This window comes from Caulobacter sp. ErkDOM-C, from assembly GCF_048541825.1.
Lineage (GTDB): Bacteria > Pseudomonadota > Alphaproteobacteria > Caulobacterales > Caulobacteraceae > Caulobacter.
The window spans coordinates 2,952,336-2,972,780 of the sequence record NZ_CP183332.1 but is presented as its reverse complement, the minus strand read 5'-3'; the positions used below and the strand labels follow the sequence as shown (position 1 = coordinate 2,972,780).

General features: G+C 67.2%; 19 protein-coding genes and 1 pseudogene. 10 read left to right on the top strand and 10 right to left on the bottom strand.

Annotated features, from left to right (window positions below):
- Positions 1 to 27 precede the first annotated feature (27 nt).
- Positions 28 to 1,188, bottom strand: coding sequence for a DUF3089 domain-containing protein (locus ACN2C8_RS14370; RefSeq protein WP_419252599.1), 1,161 nt, complete (start codon positions 1,186 to 1,188; stop codon positions 28 to 30).
- A gap of 154 nt (positions 1,189 to 1,342) precedes the next feature.
- On the opposite strand from ACN2C8_RS14370, the gene ACN2C8_RS14365 reads away from it, so the two are divergent.
- On the top strand, positions 1,343 to 2,185 hold the full coding sequence (locus ACN2C8_RS14365) for an inner membrane complex domain-containing protein (protein WP_419252597.1): 843 nt from the start codon (positions 1,343 to 1,345) through the stop codon (positions 2,183 to 2,185).
- Here the strand turns inward: ACN2C8_RS14365 and ACN2C8_RS14360 are convergent.
- The 3 genes from ACN2C8_RS14360 to groES all read right to left on the bottom strand — a co-directional run bounded on the left by ACN2C8_RS14360 (position 2,182) and on the right by groES (position 4,757).
- Positions 2,182 to 2,508, bottom strand: a complete 327-nt coding sequence (locus ACN2C8_RS14360) for a hypothetical protein (RefSeq protein ID WP_419252595.1) — start codon at positions 2,506 to 2,508, stop codon at positions 2,182 to 2,184. The two genes, ACN2C8_RS14365 and ACN2C8_RS14360, sit on opposite strands and share 4 nt — an antisense overlap.
- A 254-nt stretch (positions 2,509 to 2,762) precedes the next feature.
- A complete protein-coding gene (gene groL / locus ACN2C8_RS14355) occupies positions 2,763 to 4,406 on the bottom strand; it encodes a chaperonin GroEL (RefSeq protein ID WP_419252593.1) in 1,644 nt (547 codons plus the stop codon).
- 60 nt (positions 4,407 to 4,466) lie between these two features.
- Positions 4,467 to 4,757 carry a co-chaperone GroES gene (gene groES / locus ACN2C8_RS14350; RefSeq protein ID WP_010918572.1) on the bottom strand — a complete coding sequence of 97 codons (291 nt, stop codon included), beginning with the start codon at positions 4,755 to 4,757 and terminating at the stop codon, positions 4,467 to 4,469.
- A 207-nt stretch (positions 4,758 to 4,964) separates the two neighbouring features.
- Between groES and ACN2C8_RS14345 the strand changes: the two genes are divergently transcribed.
- The 3 genes and pseudogenes from ACN2C8_RS14345 to ACN2C8_RS14335 all read left to right on the top strand — a co-directional run bounded on the left by ACN2C8_RS14345 (position 4,965) and on the right by ACN2C8_RS14335 (position 6,023).
- On the top strand, positions 4,965 to 5,366 hold the full coding sequence (locus tag ACN2C8_RS14345; protein WP_419252591.1) for a protease inhibitor I42 family protein: 402 nt from the start codon (positions 4,965 to 4,967) through the stop codon (positions 5,364 to 5,366).
- Between the two features lie 41 nt (positions 5,367 to 5,407).
- Positions 5,408 to 5,572, top strand: a pseudogene (locus ACN2C8_RS14340) (VOC family protein); the annotation flags it as partial.
- Positions 5,573 to 5,597: 25 nt separating this feature from the next.
- The gene (locus ACN2C8_RS14335; protein ID WP_419252589.1) at positions 5,598 to 6,023 is read left to right on the top strand and encodes a DUF4345 family protein; all 426 of its coding nucleotides are present in this window, start codon (positions 5,598 to 5,600) and stop codon (positions 6,021 to 6,023) included.
- Here the strand turns inward: ACN2C8_RS14335 and ACN2C8_RS14330 are convergent.
- Positions 6,020 to 6,535 carry a methylated-DNA--[protein]-cysteine S-methyltransferase gene (locus ACN2C8_RS14330; protein WP_419252588.1) on the bottom strand — a complete coding sequence of 172 codons (516 nt, stop codon included), beginning with the start codon at positions 6,533 to 6,535 and terminating at the stop codon, positions 6,020 to 6,022. The two genes, ACN2C8_RS14335 and ACN2C8_RS14330, sit on opposite strands and share 4 nt — an antisense overlap.
- Positions 6,536 to 6,668: 133 nt before the next feature.
- Here ACN2C8_RS14330 and ACN2C8_RS14325 point away from each other — a divergent pair, with 133 nt between their 5' ends.
- Positions 6,669 to 7,073, top strand: a complete 405-nt coding sequence (locus tag ACN2C8_RS14325; protein WP_419252586.1) for an endonuclease domain-containing protein — start codon at positions 6,669 to 6,671, stop codon at positions 7,071 to 7,073.
- A gap of 3 nt (positions 7,074 to 7,076) precedes the next feature.
- On the opposite strand, the gene ACN2C8_RS14320 is transcribed toward ACN2C8_RS14325, so the two are convergent.
- A complete protein-coding gene (locus tag ACN2C8_RS14320) occupies positions 7,077 to 8,384 on the bottom strand; it encodes an acyl-CoA dehydrogenase family protein (RefSeq protein ID WP_419252584.1) in 1,308 nt (435 codons plus the stop codon).
- A 127-nt stretch (positions 8,385 to 8,511) separates the two neighbouring features.
- Here ACN2C8_RS14320 and ACN2C8_RS14315 point away from each other — a divergent pair, with 127 nt between their 5' ends.
- The 3 genes from ACN2C8_RS14315 (at position 8,512) to ACN2C8_RS14305 (ending at position 11,699) form a co-directional block, all read left to right on the top strand.
- On the top strand, positions 8,512 to 9,114 hold the full coding sequence (locus ACN2C8_RS14315; protein ID WP_419252582.1) for a GNAT family N-acetyltransferase: 603 nt from the start codon (positions 8,512 to 8,514) through the stop codon (positions 9,112 to 9,114).
- A 379-nt stretch (positions 9,115 to 9,493) separates the two neighbouring features.
- Entirely contained in the window at positions 9,494 to 10,735 is a 1,242-nt protein-coding gene (locus ACN2C8_RS14310; protein ID WP_419252580.1) for a hypothetical protein, read from the top strand.
- Positions 10,736 to 10,928: 193 nt separating this feature from the next.
- Positions 10,929 to 11,699 carry a MerR family transcriptional regulator gene (locus ACN2C8_RS14305; protein ID WP_419252578.1) on the top strand — a complete coding sequence of 257 codons (771 nt, stop codon included), beginning with the start codon at positions 10,929 to 10,931 and terminating at the stop codon, positions 11,697 to 11,699.
- Positions 11,700 to 11,705: 6 nt separating this feature from the next.
- Here the strand turns inward: ACN2C8_RS14305 and mutL are convergent, their stop codons facing one another.
- Positions 11,706 to 13,598 (bottom strand): DNA mismatch repair endonuclease MutL, encoded by a 1,893-nt coding sequence (mutL, locus tag ACN2C8_RS14300; protein WP_419252576.1) that lies wholly within the window; start codon positions 13,596 to 13,598, stop codon positions 11,706 to 11,708.
- A 140-nt stretch (positions 13,599 to 13,738) separates the two neighbouring features.
- Between mutL and ACN2C8_RS14295 the strand changes: the two genes are divergently transcribed.
- Entirely contained in the window at positions 13,739 to 14,740 is a 1,002-nt protein-coding gene (locus tag ACN2C8_RS14295) for a TraB/GumN family protein (RefSeq protein ID WP_419252574.1), read from the top strand.
- Between the two features lie 63 nt (positions 14,741 to 14,803).
- Positions 14,804 to 15,739, top strand: a complete 936-nt coding sequence (locus tag ACN2C8_RS14290; RefSeq protein ID WP_419252572.1) for a TraB/GumN family protein — start codon at positions 14,804 to 14,806, stop codon at positions 15,737 to 15,739.
- Between the two features lie 280 nt (positions 15,740 to 16,019).
- Here the strand turns inward: ACN2C8_RS14290 and ACN2C8_RS14285 are convergent, their stop codons facing one another.
- The 3 genes from ACN2C8_RS14285 to ileS form a co-directional block, all read right to left on the bottom strand.
- On the bottom strand, positions 16,020 to 16,589 hold the full coding sequence (locus ACN2C8_RS14285) for a DUF3035 domain-containing protein (protein WP_419252570.1): 570 nt from the start codon (positions 16,587 to 16,589) through the stop codon (positions 16,020 to 16,022).
- Positions 16,590 to 16,685: 96 nt separating this feature from the next.
- Positions 16,686 to 17,189 carry a signal peptidase II gene (lspA, locus tag ACN2C8_RS14280; RefSeq protein ID WP_419252568.1) on the bottom strand — a complete coding sequence of 168 codons (504 nt, stop codon included), beginning with the start codon at positions 17,187 to 17,189 and terminating at the stop codon, positions 16,686 to 16,688.
- A gap of 170 nt (positions 17,190 to 17,359) precedes the next feature.
- Positions 17,360 to 20,314, bottom strand: coding sequence for an isoleucine--tRNA ligase (ileS, locus tag ACN2C8_RS14275; RefSeq protein WP_419252566.1), 2,955 nt, complete (start codon positions 20,312 to 20,314; stop codon positions 17,360 to 17,362).
- Positions 20,315 to 20,445 lie beyond the last annotated feature (131 nt).

Genomic DNA, 20,445 nt, shown 5'->3' with positions numbered 1-20,445 from the left:
CGCCAGCGCTCCCCCATCGTGCTGGCTTCAGGGGGCCGCAAACGCCTTGGACTGTTCGCCCACCAGCGTGACCAGATCGCCCATCGCCAGATTCACGTCGATCAGGTGCAGGCCCCAGTCCTTCAGCGGCTGGCCGAAGACCAGGATGTCGCCGGTGATCTCGTCGACGCGGGGATCGGCCGGGTCGGCGTTCACATCCACCGACAGATAGGTGAAGTCGCCGGCGCTGACGCAGCGCCCCGACACCAGGCCCGGCGCAGAAACGAACGGTGTCGTCACCTTCATGTCCTTGGCCCACGGCTTGGGCCTGGCGGCCGAAGAGCCCATGCCTACAGCGCTGAAATAGGCCTGCAGGGGCACGGCGTCTGTCTGGGTCTTGCCGGCCACCAGGGCGGAGGGGTTGACGCAGGCCGAGCGCAGGCCTTGCGGATCGGTCTTGCCAAAGCGGCTTGCGGCCGGCGGCGGCGAAGAACTGCGGAACGACACATAGGACACCAAGCAGCCGGTCTGGCTGGCGCTGGCGCAGGAGGGGATCGAGCCGTATTTGCCCGCCGCGTCGACCGGCGTGTTCATGCCCAGGATCAGGGCCGAGATCATCTGCTTCTGGACCGGCTTGCCGTCGATCTCTTCCTTCAGCAGCTGCAGCAGCATCCGCGAGCCCTGGCTGTGGCCGATCAGGACCACGCCCCGGCCCTTGTTCTCGTGGGTCAGGTAGTGGTTCCAGGCGTCGCGCACGTCGCCATAGGCCAGGGCGGCGTCGCCCCCCTGGCCGCCCATCATGACCCTGCGCAGGGCCGCCAGGGTGATCTGGCGATACATCGGCGCATAGATCCGGCACTGGGCCCCGAAACGCGTGAGCTGCTGCTCGACCACCGAACGCTCGGCGGCGTCGATGCTCATGTCGCTGTTGCTGCCCGGATCGGTAGAAACGGTCGGATAAACATAGAAGCAGTCCACCGGCGCATTGGCGGCGGGCTTGAAGGCTTCGCTGGCGGCCTTGCCGTCGGCGGCGACGATCGTGGTGGTCTGGTCTGTGGCGCAGGCATCGGCGCGGCCGGGCAGGCACAGCCAGTTATCGGCCTTGGCGTAATCGTTGGGCGCGGCGGCGGCCGGCGTCTGGGCGCAGGCGGCGCTTCCCAGCATCAGGCCGGCGGTCAGGCCGATTGCGGCCAGCATGGTCTTGGACATCGTTTCCCCACTTCGCGCTCAAACGCTTGTTTGGAAGACCATGGCAAAAGGCGGCGGCCGCGCCAAGGCCCTGAGGCCTCGTTGTTATGGCCCGGTTGTTGCGGCGCGGCGGGACGCCGTCCCGAAACGGCACGTATTTTTGAGTACCAACCCGATGAAGACGCCGTTCAGGACCCTTTTGCTCGTCGGCTCGATCGCGACTGCGACGAGCTTGGCCGCGCCGGCCCTGGCCGATGGCTATCCCGCCGCGCTTCAAAAGGCGCCCGCCAAGCGACCCGCGCCGGCCAAGCGACCCAAGCCCGTGACCAAGGTGGTCTATGTCGACCGTGTCGTCGAAAAGCCCGTCTATATCGACCGGCCGGTGGATCGCGTCGTCGAAAGGATCGTCGAGCGCCGCGTCGAGGTTCCGGTGGTCAAGGTGGTGGAAAAGATCGTCGAGAGGCCGGTCTACGTGGATCGGCCCGTCGATCGTGTGGTCGAAAAGATCGTCGAAAAGCCGGTCTATATCGACCGCGTGGTCGAGCGGCCGGTCCCTGTGGCGCGCGACTGCAATTGCGGCCCGCGCCATGAGCGCCGGCGCGAGGATCACCGCGCCTCGGGCGGCGTGATCATCAGCGACGAAACCTATGAGTCGGAAAGCACGCGCTACGAGGAGCGCCAGGAAAGCCGCTCCTGGGACGGGGCGGCCTATTATGGCGGCAACCAGAACTTCTCCACCCGCTACGGCCTTGGCGGCGGCTGGCTGCCCCAGCCGGTCGATGTCGCTCCCGACCATCCTGCCGAGCCGCCCTATATCGGCGGCGGCTATGTGGGACGTCCCTCCGGCGGACGGGGCGGCGGCTACTATGGCGGCGTGGTCAGCGGATCCGGCGGCGGCTGGGCGGGCGGTTCCGCCAGAAGCTCGGCTTCAGCCACGGCTTCGGCTTCGAGCTCGGTTCGCGTCACGGTCGGCGGCGGCGGCTCGGGTTGCGGCGGTTGTGGTGGCAAGCGCCACTAGGACTCGGTCTGCACCGGCAGCCAGCGGCGGGGGAACTTGTCGCCCAGCGCGCGGATCTCGCCGGGCTTGAGGCCCAGTTCGCGCATCCGATAGGCCACGATCTCGCGGATGGCCTCGACCGGCTCCGTGCCCCGATACGGGCTGGAGGCCACGGCGCCGACTTCCAGGGCCAGATCGACGGCCGCCCATTCGGCCCGGGCCCGCTCAGGCTTGCCGACCCCGAAATAGTGTCGGACGGGCGCGCGTTCGCCGGCGATCTCGACCATCACGCCGACAACCCAGCCTTGAACAAGAAGATCGGCGTCGGGGCGCTGGCGGAACATGCCTGCTGCTTGGCGGTGCGCGGGGGCGGCGTCAACCGGTGAACCGCAGTGGTCCCTCTCTCTTTAGAGCGAGGGACTATGAGCGCTGCCCCTTTGCCGCCCCGCCAAAGAAAAAGGGCGGGACCTTGCGGTCCCGCCCTTCGTCTTGTTGGTTCAGCAGGTGCTGACCGGATTTCTTAGAAATCCATGTCGCCGCTCCGGATCGACATGTCGATCCGGATCCCTTTTGAGGGATGGGCGACTTTATGGATTTCTTAGAAATCCATGTCGCCCATGCCGCCCATGCCGCCGCCGGGAGCGCCGCCGGCCGAGGCCTTCTTGGGGGCCTCGACGATCGCGGCTTCCGTGGTGATCAGCAGGCCGGCCACCGAAGCGGCGTCTTGCAGAGCGGTGCGGACAACCTTGGCCGGGTCGATGACGCCGTCCACGATCAGGTCGACATACATTTCGGTCTGGGCGTTGAAGCCAAAGGTCGGCGAGTCGCTTTCCAGAACCTTGCCGACCACGATCGAGCCTTCAACGCCGGCATTTTCGGCGATCTGACGGATCGGGGCCTGCAGGGCGCGACGGATGATCGCGATGCCGGCGGTCTGGTCGGCGTTGTCGCCGGTCAGGCCAGCCAGGGCCTTGGAGGCCTTCAGCAGGGCGACGCCGCCGCCGGGGACGATGCCTTCTTCAACGGCTGCGCGGGTGGCGTTGAGGGCGTCGTCGACGCGGTCCTTCTTTTCCTTCACTTCGACTTCGGTCGAGCCGCCGACGCGGATCACGGCAACACCGCCGGCCAGCTTGGCCAGACGCTCTTGCAGCTTTTCCTTGTCGTAGTCCGACGTGGTGTCTTCGATCTGGCGCTTGATCTGGGCGATACGGGCTTCGATCGCGTCCTTCTCACCGATACCGTCGACGATGGTGGTGTCGTCCTTGGTGATCGTGACCTTCTTGGCCTTGCCGAGCATTTCGAGCGAAACGTTCTCGAGCTTGATGCCCAGGTCTTCCGACACGACTTGAGCGCCGGTCAGGATGGCCAGGTCTTCCAGCATCGCCTTGCGACGATCGCCGAAGCCCGGGGCCTTGACGGCGGCGACGCGCAGGCCGCCACGCAGCTTGTTCACGACCAAGGTGGCCAGGGCTTCGCCCTCGACGTCCTCGGCGATGATCAGCAGGGGACGGCCCGACTGCACGACGGCTTCCAGCACCGGCAGCAGGGGCTGCAGCGACGAGAGCTTCTTTTCGAACAGCAGGATGAGCGGCTCTTCGAGCTGAACTTCCATCTTGTCGGGGTTGGTGATGAAGTAGGGCGACAGGTAGCCGCGGTCGAACTGCATGCCTTCGACGACGTCGAGTTCGGTCTCGGCGGTCTTGGCTTCTTCAACCGTGATGACGCCTTCGTTGCCGACCTTGTCCATGGCCTTGGCGATCATTTCGCCAACGTCCTTGTCGCCGTTGGCCGAGATGGTGCCGACCTGGGCGATCTCGTTGTTGGTCGTGACCTTCTTCGAGGACGCCTTGATGTCGGCGACGACGATGGCGACGGCCTTGTCGATGCCGCGCTTCAGGTCCATCGGGTTCATGCCGGCGGCAACCGACTTGAGGCCTTCTTGAACGATGGCTTGAGCCAGGACGGTGGCGGTGGTGGTGCCGTCGCCGGCCTTGTCGTTGGTCTTCGAAGCGACTTCGCGGATCATCTGCGCGCCGAGGTTCTCGAAGCGGTCAGCCAGTTCGATTTCCTTGGCGACCGAGACGCCGTCCTTGGTCGAGCGCGGGGCGCCGAAGGACTTTTCGATCACGACATTGCGGCCCTTGGGGCCGAGGGTCACCTTCACCGCGTTGGCGAGGATGTTGACGCCGCGCAGCATCTTGTCGCGGGCGTCCGAGGAGAAATAAACGTCTTTAGCGGCCATGTTGAGAGCCCTTCAGAAAGAGAAATGGGGGGTTGGAAAGTCGTTCGGACGGAGGAGGACTTAGGCCTCGACCACGCCCAGAACGTCGCTTTCCTTCATGATCAGCAGGTCTTGACCATCGACCTTCACTTCCGTGCCCGACCACTTGCCGAACAGGATGCGATCGCCAGCCTTCACGTCCAGAGCGACAACGTCGCCCTTGTCGTTACGGGCGCCGGGGCCGACGGCGACGACTTCGCCCTCTTGCGGCTTTTCCTTGGCGGTGTCGGGGATGATGATCCCGCCCTTGGTCTTGGTTTCTTCTTCGACGCGCTTCACGAGGACGCGGTCGCCCAGGGGACGAAATTTCATAGGATGTTCTCCGTCGGGACGGTTAGAATTAGGGATCGCCAGCGAGGGAAGCGCTGCTGTTAGCAGTCGCCCCCGGTGAGTGCCAGCGCTGGGCAGGAGGTAGTGCCGGGGGATGGCGGAGTCAAGGATTGCGCCCTCCGATTCTGGCGCGCCAAATGCCCCGCGCCGCCTCGGCGGCCAGCCAGGACAGGCTTAAGGACAGACTTGATGAAACGACTGGTATCCTCGGCCCTGGCGGCCAGTCTGGGCCTGGGCCTGATCCTCATGGTCGGTTGCGCCAGCGCCCCGCCGCCGCCGCCGGGTCCCCTGACGGTTTCGGACGCTGGACCGGTCGTTCTGGCGCCCGGGCAGGTGCTGCGGATCGAACTGCCGCTGAGCGCCGGCACGGGCTATTCCTGGCGACTGGATCGGGAGGCGGACGGCACGGTTCTGAGCGGCGGCTCCAGCCAGACCACCGACGCCGCCCTGCCGGGCGGGGCGATCATGACGATCTTCACCTATCAGGCCTCGGCGCGCGGCAGGGCCGAGCTGTCCTTCACCCTCAAACGGCCGTGGATGCCCGACACGGCCAGCGACACCCGGCGAGTCTTCCAGGTGCTGGTCAAATGATCGACCCTATCACCCTGGGCGGGGCGCATTTCGATCGTTCGGAAGCCTTCCAAGCGGCGGCCCTGGCGGCGGGCGGGCGAGACAACGGTCCGCCCGGACTTCGCCCTCATTGTCATCCAGGCTATGACGGCGCTTTCGTGCTGGACCCGGACGGGTTCAACATAGAGGCCGTCTGTCATGCCGCCGCGCCTGCGACGCCCGCCTGAAACGACCTCAAGGAGCGCCCTGCGCATGTCGAGCTATGCCCTGTCCCTGCTGCTGGCCGTGATCGCCTGCGTGATCGGTGGCGCGCTGGGCGGCATCGCCCTGGTCAGACCGGTCCAGGGGCTTGGCATGGTCGGCCTCGCCGAGGGTGAGGCGGCGCCGATCCCGCGGCTGGCCGAAGGTCGGGCGTTTGGCGGCCTGCTGGTGCTGTCGCATGCCGGGGCGGCCCTCTATCTGGGCTACCAGCCGGGGATCGGCGCGGCGATGGCCTTCGCCCTGGGTCTGGCCTGGTTCGGCGTCGCGCTGGGTCGCGCCGCTTCGCTGCTGATCGACAAGGCCGGCGGCCGGTTCAATCTGGGCAACCTGGTGTTCGAAGTGCTGATCGGGGCCACCCTGGCGCTGCCGTTTCTCAACCCCGGCCGCCTGGTGCTGCGCGGCGGGATGATCGCCTAGGGTCGCGCGCCCTCGTGCCTTAGCAACCACGCCTTGCGCTCAAGGCCGCCCCCATAGCCGGTGAGCGCGCCGGTGGCGCCGACCAGGCGGTGGCAGGGCACAAGGATCGCGATGGGATTGGCGCCGTTGGCCGCGCCCACGGCCCGGGTCGCCGCAGGCTTTTCGATCCGCGCGGCGAGGGCGGCATAGGTCGAGGTGGTCCCGGCCGGTACGTCGAGCAGGGCGGACCAGACCTGGCGTTGGAACGCAGTGCCGTTGGTCGCCCAGGCGACAGCGGACAGGGCGTCCAGGACGCCCTCGAAATAGGCGTTGAGCGCGGCGCGCACACCGGCCGGTGCGGCGCCGGTCTCCGGAGACAGGTCGCCATAGTGCAGGCGCAGCAGCCGGCTCATGCGCGGGATGTAGTCGTGAAAATCCAGCGCTCGCACGGCGCCGGTCTCGTCGGTGACCAGCAGGATCTCGCCGATCGGCGAGGAGACGCGGTCGAGGCGAAGGCGGGCGGGCGGCGACATTCAAGTTTTTCCGCGATCGTGAGGCTGCAGTCTGCCCGATTTTTTGCGATCATTGTTCACTGTTTGTTCAAGTCAAGATACCGTCTCCCTTCCCCCTCGATGGGGGAAGGGCCGGGGATGGGGGTGATGCGGCATGTCCGACAAGCCAAAGCCAAGTCACGCGCCCGGCGCGATCCGCCGGGCGCGCAGACTTCGCCGAGACATGACAGTCAGCGAGAGGAGGCTATGGGAAGCTTTGCGGGCCTTGAACCTACACATCCGCAGACAGGCGCCGATCGGCCGCTATGTCGCCGACTTCGCCCATCATGGCGCCAAACTGGTCATAGAAGTGGATGGCGGTCGGCATGACCTCCCCGAGGCGCAATTGCGCGACGCCGAGCGCGACACGTGGCTGACCGTGCAGGGCTATAGGGTCATGCGCGTGCGGGACCGCGAGGCGTACGAATATCCGTACGACATCGCCGAGCGTGTCGCGGCTGAGATTCAGCGGTCACCCCCATCCCAACCCTTCCCCCATCAAGGGGGAAGGGCTTCTTAGGATCTAGCGAATGCCCGCCACGTGCAGGGCCGCTTCCTTCTCGGTCTTCTGCTTGTAAACCAGGTCGCCGTACTTGCCGTATTCCATGCGGGCGATCGTGCGCTGGTGCACTTCATCCGGGCCGTCGGCCAGGCGCAGGGTGCGGATGCCGGCATAGGCCTTGGCCAGACCGAAGTCGGTGGTCACGCCGCCGCCGCCGTGAGCCTGGATGGCGTCGTCGATGATCTTCAGGGCCAGGCGCGGGGCCGCGACCTTGATCATGGCGATCTCCAGACGAGCCGACTTGTTGCCGGCCTTGTCCATCATGTCGGCGGCCTTCAGGCACAGCAGACGGCACATCTCGATGTCGATGCGGGCGTCGGCGATGCGTTCTTCCCACACCGACTGGTCGGAGATGTACTTGCCGAACGCCTTGCGGCTCATCAGGCGCTTGCACATCTTCTCCAGCGCCACTTCGGCGGTGCCGATGGTGCGCATGCAGTGGTGGATGCGGCCGGGGCCAAGGCGGCCCTGGGCGATCTCGAAGCCGCGACCTTCGCCCAGCAGCAGGCCATCCTCGATCGGCACGCGCACGTTCTTCAGGATCACCTCGGCGTGGCCGTGCGGCGCGTCGTCATAGCCGAACACCGGCAGCATGCGGACGATCTCGATGCCGGGCGCGTCCAGCGGCACCAGAACCTGGCTCTGCTGGGCGTGGCGGCTGGCGTTGTCCGGGTCGGTCTTGCCCATGACGATGGCGACCTTGCAGCGCGGATCGCCCACGCCCGAGCTCCACCACTTGCGGCCGTTGATCACATAATGGTCGCCGTCGCGCTCGATGCGGGTCTCGATATTGGTGGCGTCCGACGAGGCCACGTCCGGCTCGGTCATCAGGAAGGCGCTGCGGATTTCGCCGTTCATCAGCGGGCGCAGCCAGCGCTCCTTCTGCTCCAGCGTGCCGTAGCGCATCAGCACTTCCATGTTGCCGGTGTCGGGCGCCGAGCAGTTGAAGACTTCCGACGCGAAGCCGACCTTGCCGAGCTGCTCGGCGATCAGGCTGTATTCCAGGTTGGTCAGTTGCACGCCTTCGAAGACGAAGGTGTCGTCGACGTGGGTCTGGCCGCTGTGCGGCGGCATGAAGAAGTTCCACAGCCCGGCCGCCTTGGCCTTGGCCTTCAGTTCCTCGACGACCTGCACGACTTTCCAGCGCTCGGCGCCGAGCACGTTCATCTCGGCCTCGTATCGCGGAATGGCCGGCACGATGTGCTCGTCCATGAACGCGGTGACGCGATCGAGGAACTGCCGCTGTGTGGGGGAGATGTCGAAATCCATGGCGCTTCCCAATCCCTGTCTTCAAACGTTTGTTTGAAGAAGTTGTAACACCGGGCTGACGCGGACGGCAAGGTGGGTTGGCAAGCAGACTTGCAGCCGTGGGGCGGCGCCCTTCAAGATGCCGGCCATGAACATCCAGATTCTCCCCCTCAACGGCCGTCATGTGCGGCTGGAACCCATCGCGCCTGATCTGACCGGGGCTTTGCGCGACGAACTGCGCGCCGCGATCGACTGTGATCCCGCCAGCTGGGAGATCATGTCGACCAACGGCTGCGGCGAGGGCTTCGAGGACTGGTGGGGCGCGCTGCAGGGCGAGACCCAGCGCGGCGAGCGCATCGGCTTCGCCATCCGCCGGCTGTCGGACGGCAAGGTGGTGGGCACCTCCAGCTATCTGAACATCCGCAAGCTGCACAAGGGCCTGGAGGTCGGCTCGACCTTCCTGCATCCCGACGCGCGCTCAGGCCCGATCAATCCGGAGAGCAAGCGCCTGATGCTGGCTCACGCCTTTGATGCGGGCGCCATCCGGGTGGAGTTCATGATCGATGTCCGCAACGCCCGCAGCCAGGCGGCCATCACAAAGCTGGGCGCTGACAAGGACGGCGTGCTGCGCAATCACAAGATCACCTGGACGGGCCACGTGCGCGACACCGCCGTGTTCTCGATCACCGACGCCGATTGGCCAGGCGTCAAGCAGCGGCTGGACTTCCGGCTGACGGAGACGTTCGTCTAGATCAAGGTTGGCTGCGACCCGCCGCCGCCCGTCGGGCGCCCGCAGGTGATCACCCGCGATGGCGTGCGCGAACGGGTCCCTTGGGGGGCGGCGGGTCCCGTCTGCGCGCCGGCCATATATCGACCTAAGGCTGCGGCAAGGCGTCACAGGCGTGCGATCACGCCGCGAATTTGACCCGTGTCGCGCACGGGGACTGTCGTCGGCGAGCGGGGTTTTGTCTGCGCTCCGTTCAGTGAACCCTTGCTGGAACAGGCGTTTACCCATTCGGGTCTGCCGTGCAGAAAGGCTTCTCTAGCCTCCGAGAACCAAGGGTTGGGTCAATTTCCGCGCACCAGTGTCCCTAACCAATTGGCGAGGAATCGCGGGTAAGCCAGTGATCATGACCGCGATCGCCTGTCTGCGCCTGCTCATCGACGATGACGCCCTCCCGGCCATGCGGGCCCAAGAGGTTGCGGACGCCTATCTGAAGGTGCGCTGGACGGCGCCGCGCCGATATGGGGCCGTGGCGCCCTTGGCCTTTGTCCTGGCCGATCACCGCGCCACGCAGCTGGACCCGGTCGAGATGCAGGCCCTGGCCGCCGAGCTGGAGGCCAGCCTGTTCCCCGGCCGCAAGAGCGGTCAGGTCTGTCTGCTGACCTTCGAGGGCGATGAGAGCGCGGTCCTGAAATTCGCCAGCCTGAGCCAGGCTGAGCTGGCCGGTCTGGTGGCCGGCGAAGGCTATGGCGGCCCCGCCGGTCGTGTGCAGGTGGTCACCGCCGAAGCCATCCGCGCCGTGCCCAGCACGCGCGAGGAGGCCCGCGAGGCCAAGGTGGCGGTCGCCTCGGCTCCGCCGCCCGTCACGCCAGCTCCCGTCACGCTCGAAAAGCGTCCAGCCTCGCCGACGGCCCCTCCGATTGTCGCCAGGGCCAAGGAAGCCCCGCCGCCGCCGCCATCGCCGACCGGCTGGTGGGGCCTCTATGATCTGCCGACCGAGGCCTTTGTCGGCTCGATGATCGGCTTGCGCGCCGATCTCACCGACACGCCCCCCGAAGCGGATTCGGCGCTGCTGACCCGCGACCTCAGCTGCCTCAACGCCGCCCAGACCGCCCTCAAGACCGCGCCTTTCGGCGACTTCTACGTGCCGTTCGGCTTCTGGAACCTGACCACGCCGCACGCCCAGGACGCCTACAAGAGCCGCCTGTCGCGTTATCCGCTGGACCTGCAGCCCCGCCTGGGCGCCAGCATCTATGGCACCCCGCGGGAGGCCTCGCTGGGTCTGGTCAGCCAGATCCGCGCCTTCCTGAAAGGCAGCTTCGCCTTCCTCGACCTCAATGTGGTGGATCCGACCTTCCCGGTGCACACCCTGCCGCCCGAGTTGATCGACAGCGTCACCCTGACCCTGACCGGCGAGGACGAGCGCGAGCGTCTAACCAAGATCCTGAAGTTCGTGGAGCGCCAGGGCGTCTATCGCGGCAAGGGCGTGGCCCAGTGCGTGGCCGGCGTCAACAGCGCCAACGAACTGGAAGCCTGCCGCCAGGGCGGTGTCGCCCGGGTGCAGGGCACGGCCATCACCGCCTTCCTCGACAAGCCCGTCGCCCAGGCCGAGGGCGCGCCGCTGGCCCAGGCGCGCAGCGCGGCCTGATAGAAGCGCTTCATCTGGGCCTGCCCGTGGGCGCCAAGACGGATGTGGTCGATCCGGCGAGCGCGATGGATTTCCACGCAACAGCTCCGTCGTTCCATGCCAGATGTCCTGCGCTTGCGGTCGGCCTCAATGGCGCTTGACCCTCACGTCGCGTGATCCCTGATTGATCGTCTCCAGTGAGAGAGAGGACGATTTGAGCACCTACACGGTCAAGCAGATGGCGAGGCTTTCGGGCGTCTCGGTGCGGGCCTTGCACCACTACGACGCCCTGGGTTTGCTGAAGCCCAGCGCCGTGGGCGGCAATGGCTACCGCTACTACAGCCGGGATGACCTGCTGCGCCTGCAGCAGATCCTGTTCTATCGCGAACTGGAGACGCCCTTGCGCGACATTCAGGTCGCCCTGGATGACCCCGACTTCGACGCGGCGTCGGCCCTGCGCGCGCACCGCGTTCGGCTGACGGCCGAGGCCAGGCGCTATGACCGGTTGGTGCGGGTGATCGACCAGACTCTCGAAGCCCTGAGCGGAGACGAGACAATGGATGACAAGACGATGTTCCTGGGGTTCTCCCCGGAAAAGCAGGCCGCGCACGAGGCGTGGCTTGTCGAAACCTATGGCGGCGACATGCCTGAGCGCATTGCGCAGTCGAAGGCCGGCATGAAGGACTGGACCGTGCGCGACGGCACGGCCTTTCAGGAGGAGTCCAGGGCGATCGAGCACGATCTGTCCCGGGCGTTGACCCAAGGCCTGCCGGCCGATTCCGAGGTCGTGCGGACGATCATGCAGCGGCACTGGAACTGGGTGGCCAAGGCCTGGAACCGCAAGCCGGACCCGGCGGCCTTCGCGGGGCTTGGGCGGCTGTATCTGGAGGTTCCGGAGTTCACCGCTCGCTATGAGGCGGTGTCGCCGGGGCTGACGGAATATCTGGCCGAGGCGATGCGAGTGTTCGCGGAGGGCAGGGGCTAGCTGCCCCTACCGCCGCCCGAACAAGCGCTCGATATCGGCTAGCTTCAGTTCCACATAGGTCGGACGGCCGTGGTTGCACTGGCCCGAATGGGGCGTGGCCTCCATCTCGCGCAGCAGGGCATTCATTTCGGCGCCGTTCAGGCGGCGACCGGCGCGGACGCTGCCGTGGCAGGCCATGGTCGAGCACACCGCTTCCAGCCGCTCCTTCAGCGCCAGGGCCTGACCGTTCTCGGCCAGGTCGTCGGCGATGTCGCGCACCAGGCCGGCGGCGTCGGACTTGCCCAGCAGGGCCGGGGTCTCGCGCACCAGCACCGCGCCGGGACCGAAGCTTTCGATCACCAGGCCCAGGGCCGCCAGTTCCTCGGCGCGAGCCAGGATGCGCTCGGCTTCGGCGGGGTCCAGGTCCACCACCTCGGGCAGGAGCAGGGTCTGTCGCGTGACGCCGCCGGACTCCATCTCGCCCTTCATGCGCTCATAGACCAGGCGCTCGTGGGCGGCGTGCTGGTCGACGATGACCATGCCGTCGCGGGTCTGGGCGACGATATAGGTCTCGTGCACCTGGGCCCGGGCCGCGCCCAGCGGGAAGTCGACGGGGTCGAACGGCGGGGCAGCATAGTCTCCAGCCTGTGGATAACTTCGCGCCGCGTCGCCGTTCTGGATCGCGTCATAGGCCTGGCCCAGCACGTCGCTGAAGCCGGGCTCGACCCGGGCCGAAACATCCGACAGGCCCGGCAGTCCCTGCGGACGCGGCGGCGCCCAGCCGCCCTCGCGCCAGGCCGAGAAGCCGGCGGGCGAAGGATCGGCGCGGAACTGGAACGGTGAGCCACCCTGGGCTCGGATGCTGTCCAGCGCCGCCGTCGCCACCGTGGTCGAGGCCCGGTGCCCGGCCCCGGCCAGGGCATGGCGCAGCGCCCCGACGATCAGGCCGCGCACCAGGGCCGGATCGCGGAACCGCACCTCGGCCTTGGCGGGGTGGACGTTGACGTCGACCTCGGCGGTGTCGAGCGACACATAGAGCGCCGCCGTCGGGTGGCGGTCGCGGGCCAGGAAATCGGCATAGGCGGCGCGAAGCGCGCCCTGCAGCAGCCGGTCGCGCACGGGGCGGCCGTTGACGAAGAGGTACTGATGGGCCGCATTGCCGCGATTATAGGTCGGCAGGCCCGCAAACCCGGTCAGGCGCACGCCGTCGCGGGTCTGGTCGATCTCGATGGCATTGTCCTGGAAGTCGCGACCCAGCACGGCGGCCAGACGCGCCAGACGGCCCTGCGGTCCCGGATGCTCGGGCGGCAGGCGCAGCACCCGGCGGCCGTCGATATCCAGCGAGAAGCCGACAGCCTCATGGGCCATGGCCTGGCGCTTGATCTCCTCGGTGATCGCCAGGGCCTCGGCGCGCTCCGACTTCATGAACTTCAGGCGAGCCGGCGTGGCGTAGAACAGGTCGCGCACCTCGATCCGCGCGCCGTGCGGGCCGGGGAAGGCGGCGGGGGCCACATCGCCGACCTGACCGCCCTCGACCAGGATCGAGAAGGCGTCCTTGGCCCCCTTGGCGCGGGAGCTGATCTGCAGGCGTGCCACAGAGCCGATCGACGGCAGGGCCTCGCCCCGGAAACCCATGGTGTGGATGCGCAGCAGGTCCCACAGGCCGTCGGCGTCGGGGGCCAGTTTCGAGGTGGCGTGGCGCTCGATGGCGACAGGCAGTTCGTCCGCTGACAGGCCCATGCCGTCGTCGGCCACCAGGATACGGGTCAGGCCGCCGCCATGGGCTTCCACCTCGATATGGGTGGCCCCGGCGTCGATGGCATTGTCGACCAGTTCCTTGATGGCGCTCGCGGGCCGTTCCACCACCTCGCCGGCGGCGATGCGGTTGACGGTTTCCGGGGGCAAGCGAAGGATCGGCATGGTCGGGCTTTCGAGGCGGGGCGGCGAAGCCGACCTGGCATTGCGTCTTCGTAATTTGACCCGGCGGGCGCTGGGCCCTTCAAGTCACGCAGATCCGATCATTCTAGATCGATTCCACCACCCTTCGAGGATCAGAGATAGTGAAGATCGGTTCCAAAGCATCCCAGGTCGCCGCCTTGGCCGGCGCGCTCGCCTTGCTGGGCGGCGCCCAGGCCCAGGCCCAGTCCGCGCCCATCGACCTCCAGCGGGTCGACCCGGAGGCCAATCTGGTCGAGGAACTGGTGGTCAACGCCAAGCTGCCGGGTCCCGCCTGGTGGAAGGTGTCCGACGCCGACAGCACCGTCTATGTGCTGGCGGTGCCGGCCATTGCCCCCGAGGGGTTGGCTTTCGACACCTCGGTGATCGAACGGCGGCTGGACGGCGCCAACCGCCTGATCCTGGCCCCGGAGCCCAAGATCAATGTCGTTCGCGTCGTCAGTCTCGCCATGGGAGGCCGTCGCTACTTCCTGACCGACACCCCGATGCGCCAGACCTTGCCGCCGGACCTTCGCGCCCGTCTGGAGGCGCGCCTGAAGACCGTTGGCGAGGACGCCGACAGCATGGACGACATCAAGCCGGCCTTTGCCGGTTTCCTGGTCGCCAACATGAAAACAGGCGGCTCGGTGTCGATCAGCCGCGGCTCGATCGGCGATCGCATCGAGAAGATCGCGCGCAAGGGTGACCTGCAGAAGCGCCCGAAGATCCAGGAGCTTGAGGGCTATGATGTGATCGACGCGCTGAAGGCCGTTGGCTCGCTGCCCAAGACCCAGCAGGAGTTCTGCCTGGACGCCGGCCTGCGCGAGGCGGATGCGGGCGGTCCCGGGATCGAAGAAACGGCCCGGCGCTGGGCCGAGGGCGACGTGGTCAAGCTGGCCGCCGCCGACCGTGGCTATCAGGCGTGCCTGTCGGCGACGCCGCGGGTGGCCACCGAGATCCGCCAGACCATCGACCGTTCGACCAGCGCCATCGAGGCGGCGCTGAAGACCCCTGGCAAGTCGGTGGCCCTGGTCAATTTCCGTCCACTGCTGGCCGAGCAGGGCGTCCTGGCGCGCTTGCGCGCCAAGGGCTTCACGGTGACGACGCCGGCCGATGGCGCTCTCTAGGTCAAGCTTTGGCCGCAAGAGCCGTGTCATGATCGTCTGATCGATCAGGGGAAGCCGACCATCATGAGATTCGCAGTTCTAGGCGCGGTGCTGACCGTCTTGTCGCCGCTCGTCTGCCACGCTCAGGTTCCTGAAGACCCCGAGGCCAATCTGGTCGAGGCGCTGGTGGTCAACGCCAAGCTGCCCGGACCGGCCTGGTGGCGGATCTCCGACGGCGACACTACGATCTACATGCTGGGCACGCTGGCCTCGCTGCCCAAGGGATCGCGCTGGGATACGTCGGTGCTGGATCGTCGGCTGGACGGCGCCTTCGCCCTGATCCTGCCGCCGGTCGGCCGGGCGGGCGTGACCGATATCCCCGCCATGCTGAAACTGCGCGGCAAGCTGAAATCCGACCAGCCGCTGGACGCCGCCACGCCCGAACTCGCGCCTCGGCTGGCGAAGGTTCGCGCCCAGCTGGGCAAGAAGCCCGACGCCTATCGCGACTGGAGTCCGCTCGGCGCGGGGATCATGATCGCCATGGACTATCAGAAGACCACCAGGCTGGACCCGGGCGAGCCCGAGCGCACGGTCGGCAAGCTGGCGCGCAAGCATCGGGTGAAGGCCAAACCCGCCGGGACTTACAAGGCCATGCCGGTGATGAAGGCGGCGGTGCGCGACCACTCCGATGAGGCGGGGCAGTTGTGCCTGGAGGGCGTGCTGAGCGAGGCCGAGGCCGGAACCGCTGCGACCCGCGCGGCCGCCGCCGCATGGGCGCGGGGTGACGTGCGCGAGGCCATTGCCGGGCCACGCAATTTCCAGCGCTGCATCCGCAGCCTGCCGGGCATGGTCGAGCTGGAAAAGCGGGCCATGGACGATGAGGTCGAGGCCCTGACCGAGGCGATGAGGACGCCCGGACACGCGGTGGCCCTGTTCTCGATTCGCGGCCTGGTGGCCCAGAACGGCCTGCTGGACCGCATGCGCGTCAGGGGCTTCACGGTGCGGACGCCGGGGGATTGAAACGATCTGGACGACTCGCCCTCTTAGGGGCGGGGCGATCGCACATGAACAAAACGACTGTCATCCCGGACGAGCGCGCAGCGCGAAGATCCGGGATCGACGTCTGAGCTCGGCGTTCAAAGTCGGTCCCGGATCGGCGCCCGGCTTCGCCAGGCTTGTCCGGGATGACAAATTTTTAGCGCCTGATTCACAAGCAGCCCGTAGGGGGCAAGTTCGTGAACGAAAAACGGCCCGGAAGCTTTCGCCGCCGGGCCGTCGAATTCGCAGATGTCGCTAAAGCCTACAGGCCCGGCAGCTTGATCCGGGTCTGCTTGTCGCGGCTGATCACCACCTTGCCAGGACCCATCAGGGCCTTGAGGCGGGCTTCCTCAGCGCTGGCGTCGACCACCAGCGGGGCGTTGGCGCCGGTTTCGGTCGCGGTGGAGGCCACTTGCGCCGCCTTGTCCTTTTTCCAGAACATCACCTTGGAGGCGAAGCTCTCGTCCTTGTGGGCCAGGTCGCCGGTCTCGTCGTCGACGACGAAGCGGATCAGCGGATCGGCCTTGTCGACGCCGGCGCGGGCGACCAGCAGCTTTTCACCGTCCGAACGACCGGCGGCGATGCTCTGGCCGATCAGGGCCTGACGGGCGGCGCTTTCGGGCTGCAGTTCCTGCGGGCGGGGCTCGCCGGGGGCCGGCGGGCGCAGGGCGTAGTCGGGCGGAACGACCAGCGGAGCCTTGGTGACGACGCGGAATTCGTCGGGGACCACCTTGCTCATGCCGAGCGCCTTGGAGGCTGATTGGCAACCGGCGAGGCCCGTGGCGGCCACGGCGGCCAGAACGCTCAGGGTCGCAACCCGATTGAAACTCATGAACCGATGCTCCAGCGGGCCCGTGCGGGCCAAAATTTCGAGCGCTCTCGATACGACATCAGCGCGCGGGCGCCAATGTCTCTTGCGATTGCGGCCTTATTCGGTCGGATGGGCCAGCTTGTCCTCGCCCGTCAGGAAACTGTCGAGCAGCAGGAAGGCCACGCCGATCGAGATGCCGGCGTCGGCGATGTTGAAGATCCACGGGAAATAGAGGTCGCGCACGTCGATGAAGTCGGCGACCGCGCCATAGACGATGCGATCGATCAGGTTGTTGCCGATGGCGCCGCCGATGATCAGCCCCAGGCCGATGGCCATCAGCGGCCTGACCGCCTTGCGCGCCCAGATCGCCAGGGCCACCACCACGACAGCCGAAAAGCCGGTCAGCAGCCAGCGGCTCCATTCGCCGTGGCCGTTCAGCAGGCCAAAGCTCATGCCCCGGTTCCAGACCATGGTCAGGTCCAGCGGACCGGGCAGGGGCAGCGTGCCCCGGGCCTGCAGGTCCAGACCATGCAGGATCCACAGCTTGGACGCTTGGTCGAGCGCCACGGTGGTGACGGCGATGGCGTAGGCGATCCAGCCTTGGCGGGTGATGTTCAGCATTGTTTTCTTCAGCCCCCAAAAGGCGCGTCAGCAAAGGTATCAACCCTCCCCCTTGATGGGGGAGGGCAGGGTGGGGGTGATGCGGCGGCGGAAACTTGGCGGGGACCGATCCAGTCTAGCCGCCGCGCCACCCCCATCCCCAACCCTTCCCCCATCAAGGGGGAAGGGGGTCACCCCTTCTGGCTATCCCACCACGCCACGGCTTCCACGTCGCGAAGGCTAAGCTCCGGGTAGCGCGGATCGGTTCCGACCTCGGGCAGGATCCGCCACGAGCGGGCGCATTTGTGACCTTCGGCCAGTTGCGGATCCACCGACACGCCCTTGACCTCGTCGGTCGTGAACGCGCCGCCGTCGCCCGCGATCAGGGTCGCGGCGCTGGTGCGGAACACCTCGGCGGCGTCGAGGCCGTCGAAGGCGCTCAGCAGATCAGGCTCGCTGACATGCACCACCGGCGCGGCCTCCAGCGCCGAGCCGATTCGCTTTTCACGGCGCTCGACTTCCAGGGCTCCGGTCACCACCGACATCACCGTCGAAACCTTGGCCCAGCGGGCGGCCTCGGCGGGGTTTTCCCACTGCGCCGGCGTCGCCGGCATCACCCGCAGGCTGTTGGAGCCCGCCTCGGGGAAGCGCGTCATCCACGCCTCTTCCATGGTGAAGCTGGTCAGGGGCGAGAGCCAGATGGTCAGGCGCTCGAACACATAGTCCAGCACGGTGCGATAGGCCCGGCGGCGCAGTTCCGTGGGCTTGTCGCAGTACAGGCTGTCCTTGCGGATATCGAAGAACAGGGTCGACAGGTCGCCCTGGCAGAACTCGATCAGCGGCCGCGTCACATCAGCGAAGCGATAGGTCTCGTAGGCGGCGCGGACCTGGCCATCCAGCTCCCACAGGCGGTGCAGGATGAACTTTTCCAGCGGCGGGAAGTCGTCGTAGTTCGTCACCCGCTCGGCCTCGTCGAAGCCGGCCAGGGCGCCCAGCAGATAGCGCGTGGTGTTGCGCAGCTTGCGATAGGCGTCGGTGGTGGTGGCCAGGATGGTCTTGCCGATCCGCTGGTCTTCCGAATAGTCGACCATCGCCGTCCACAGCCGCAGGATCTCGGCGCCGCTTTCCTTGGTGACGGTTTGCGGCTCGATCGTGTTGCCCTTGGACTTGGACATCTTCTCGCCGTTCTCATCCTGGGTGAACCCATGGGTGAGAACCGCCTTGTAGGGCGCGCGGCCGCGGGTGCCGCAGCCTTCAAGCAAGCTGGACTGGAACCAGCCGCGATGCTGGTCGGAGCCTTCCAGATACAGGTCGGCCGGCCAGTGGCTGTCGGCCCGGCCCTCGATGGTGAAGGCGTGGGTGCAGCCAGAGTCGAACCAGACGTCGAGGATGTCGCCGACCTTCTCGTATTGGGCGGCGTCATAGGCCTCGCCCAGGAACTCGGCGTCGGGACGCAGGAACCAGGCGTCGGCGCCGCCTTCGCGGATGGCCGCCAGGATGCGGGCGTTGACCGCCTCGTCCATCAGGGGCTGGCCGCTGTCCTTGTCGACGAACATGGCCAGGGGCGTGCCCCAGGCGCGCTGGCGGCTGACCAGCCAGTCGGGCCGGCTTTCCACCATCGCGCCGATGCGGTTGCGACCGCCGTCGGGGTGGAAGGCGGTGTCGGCGATGGCCTGGATGGCTGTCTCGCGCAGGGTCTTGCCGCTGTCGAGCGGCTGATCCATGCGGATGAACCACTGCGGCGTGTTGCGGAAGATGATCGGAGCCTTCGAGCGCCAGCTGTGCGGATAGCTGTGCTCGACCCGGCCGCGCGCCAGCAGGTTGCCGGCCTCGATCAGCCTGTCCATGACCGCGCCGTTGGCGGCCCCGAACTTGCCGGCCTTCTTGCCCTCGGTCTCGATGACCTTCAGGCCCGCAAACAGCGGCACATGCGGGAAATAGGCGCCGTCGGGGTCGACGGTATCGGGGATGGAATCGAGGCTGTAGCCGCTCTTCAGCCAGACCAGATAGTCGTCGGCACCGTGGCCGGGGGCGGTGTGGACAAAGCCGGTGCCCGCGTCGTCGGTGACATGGTCGCCGGCCAGCAGCGGCACGTCGAACGCGAAGCCTTCGTCGAACTGGGCCAGCGGGTGGGCGCAGATCAGGCCGGTCGGATCGACGGGCTCGACCCGGCGCCAGGTCGCGACTTTGGCGGCCTTGCGGACATCGTCAGCCAGCTTGTCGGCGACGATCAGGCGATCTCCAACCTTCGACCATGGGGCGAACTCGAGGTTCTCCTCGATGGCTTCCACCTCATAGAGGCCGTACTCGACCTTGGGGTTGAAGCTGATGGCGCGGTTGGCGGGGATGGTCCACGGGGTGGTGGTCCAGATCACGACGCTGGCGTCACGAAGGTCAGCATCGGCTGACACGCCTGGCACGAAATCTCTCGCGATCCCGTCGGCCCGCTTCACCACCGGGAACTTCACCCACACCGTCGGGCTCACATGGTCGTGGTACTCGATCTCGGCGTCGGCCAGGGCCGTGCGCTCGACCGGGCTCCACATCACCGGCTTGGAGCCGCGATAGAGCTGGCCGCTGGCCGCGAACTTGTGGAACTCGGCGACGATGGTGGCCTCGGACGTATAGTCCATGGTGGCGTAGCGGTTCCACCAGTCGCCCAGGATGCCCAGGCGCTGGAACTCCACCTTCTGGGCCTCGATCCAGCCGCCGGCATAGTCGCGGCAGCGGGTGCGGAACTCCTCGGCCGGGACCTCGTCCTTGCGGCGGCCCTTGGCGCGGAACTCTTCCTCGATCTTCCACTCGATCGGCAGGCCGTGGCAGTCCCAGCCGGGCACGTAGTCGACGTCGTAGCCGAGGGCGAAGCGCGAGCGGACCACGAAGTCCTTCAGCGTCTTGTTCAGGGCGTGGCCGATGTGGATGGCGCCATTGGCGTAGGGCGGGCCATCGTGCAGCACGAACAGCGGGGCGCCGTCGGCCTGGCGCTTGGCGCGCACCGCGCCGTACAGGCCCTTGTCGGAGAGGGCCGCCCAGCCCTCCAGGATCTCGGGTTCCTTCTTGGGCAGGCCCCCGCGCATCGGAAACGGGGTGTCGGGAAGGAAGACGGTTTCGCGATAGTCGCGGGCGGGCGTGGCGTCGTCGGCCATGGGAGAGCTATCCAGCTGGGAAGTTCGGAAAAGGGGTGCGGGTCTTGATCCCGGCGCGCGCTCGAACCTGCGTCCAGCGTTACGCCGGGCGGATAATTCGCGAGGATTTCCGAACGAAAGTCATGGGCTGG

What these genes read in the sequence shown, in the direction of transcription:
- ACN2C8_RS14370 (WP_419252599.1), bottom strand. Translation starts at nt 1,188, where the DNA reads ATGTCCAAGACCATGCTGGCCGCAATCGGCCTGACCGCCGGCCTGATG.
- ACN2C8_RS14365 (WP_419252597.1), top strand. Translation starts at nt 1,343, where the DNA reads ATGAAGACGCCGTTCAGGACCCTTTTGCTCGTCGGCTCGATCGCGACT.
- ACN2C8_RS14360 (WP_419252595.1), bottom strand. Translation starts at nt 2,508, where the DNA reads ATGTTCCGCCAGCGCCCCGACGCCGATCTTCTTGTTCAAGGCTGGGTT.
- groL (WP_419252593.1), bottom strand. Translation starts at nt 4,406, where the DNA reads ATGGCCGCTAAAGACGTTTATTTCTCCTCGGACGCCCGCGACAAGATG.
- groES (WP_010918572.1), bottom strand. Translation starts at nt 4,757, where the DNA reads ATGAAATTTCGTCCCCTGGGCGACCGCGTCCTCGTGAAGCGCGTCGAA.
- ACN2C8_RS14345 (WP_419252591.1), top strand. Translation starts at nt 4,965, where the DNA reads ATGAAACGACTGGTATCCTCGGCCCTGGCGGCCAGTCTGGGCCTGGGC.
- ACN2C8_RS14335 (WP_419252589.1), top strand. Translation starts at nt 5,598, where the DNA reads ATGTCGAGCTATGCCCTGTCCCTGCTGCTGGCCGTGATCGCCTGCGTG.
- ACN2C8_RS14330 (WP_419252588.1), bottom strand. Translation starts at nt 6,535, where the DNA reads ATGTCGCCGCCCGCCCGCCTTCGCCTCGACCGCGTCTCCTCGCCGATC.
- ACN2C8_RS14325 (WP_419252586.1), top strand. Translation starts at nt 6,669, where the DNA reads ATGTCCGACAAGCCAAAGCCAAGTCACGCGCCCGGCGCGATCCGCCGG.
- ACN2C8_RS14320 (WP_419252584.1), bottom strand. Translation starts at nt 8,384, where the DNA reads ATGGATTTCGACATCTCCCCCACACAGCGGCAGTTCCTCGATCGCGTC.
- ACN2C8_RS14315 (WP_419252582.1), top strand. Translation starts at nt 8,512, where the DNA reads ATGAACATCCAGATTCTCCCCCTCAACGGCCGTCATGTGCGGCTGGAA.
- ACN2C8_RS14310 (WP_419252580.1), top strand. Translation starts at nt 9,494, where the DNA reads ATGACCGCGATCGCCTGTCTGCGCCTGCTCATCGACGATGACGCCCTC.
- mutL (WP_419252576.1), bottom strand. Translation starts at nt 13,598, where the DNA reads ATGCCGATCCTTCGCTTGCCCCCGGAAACCGTCAACCGCATCGCCGCC.
- ACN2C8_RS14290 (WP_419252572.1), top strand. Translation starts at nt 14,804, where the DNA reads ATGAGATTCGCAGTTCTAGGCGCGGTGCTGACCGTCTTGTCGCCGCTC.
- ACN2C8_RS14285 (WP_419252570.1), bottom strand. Translation starts at nt 16,589, where the DNA reads ATGAGTTTCAATCGGGTTGCGACCCTGAGCGTTCTGGCCGCCGTGGCC.
- lspA (WP_419252568.1), bottom strand. Translation starts at nt 17,189, where the DNA reads ATGCTGAACATCACCCGCCAAGGCTGGATCGCCTACGCCATCGCCGTC.
- ileS (WP_419252566.1), bottom strand. Translation starts at nt 20,314, where the DNA reads ATGGCCGACGACGCCACGCCCGCCCGCGACTATCGCGAAACCGTCTTC.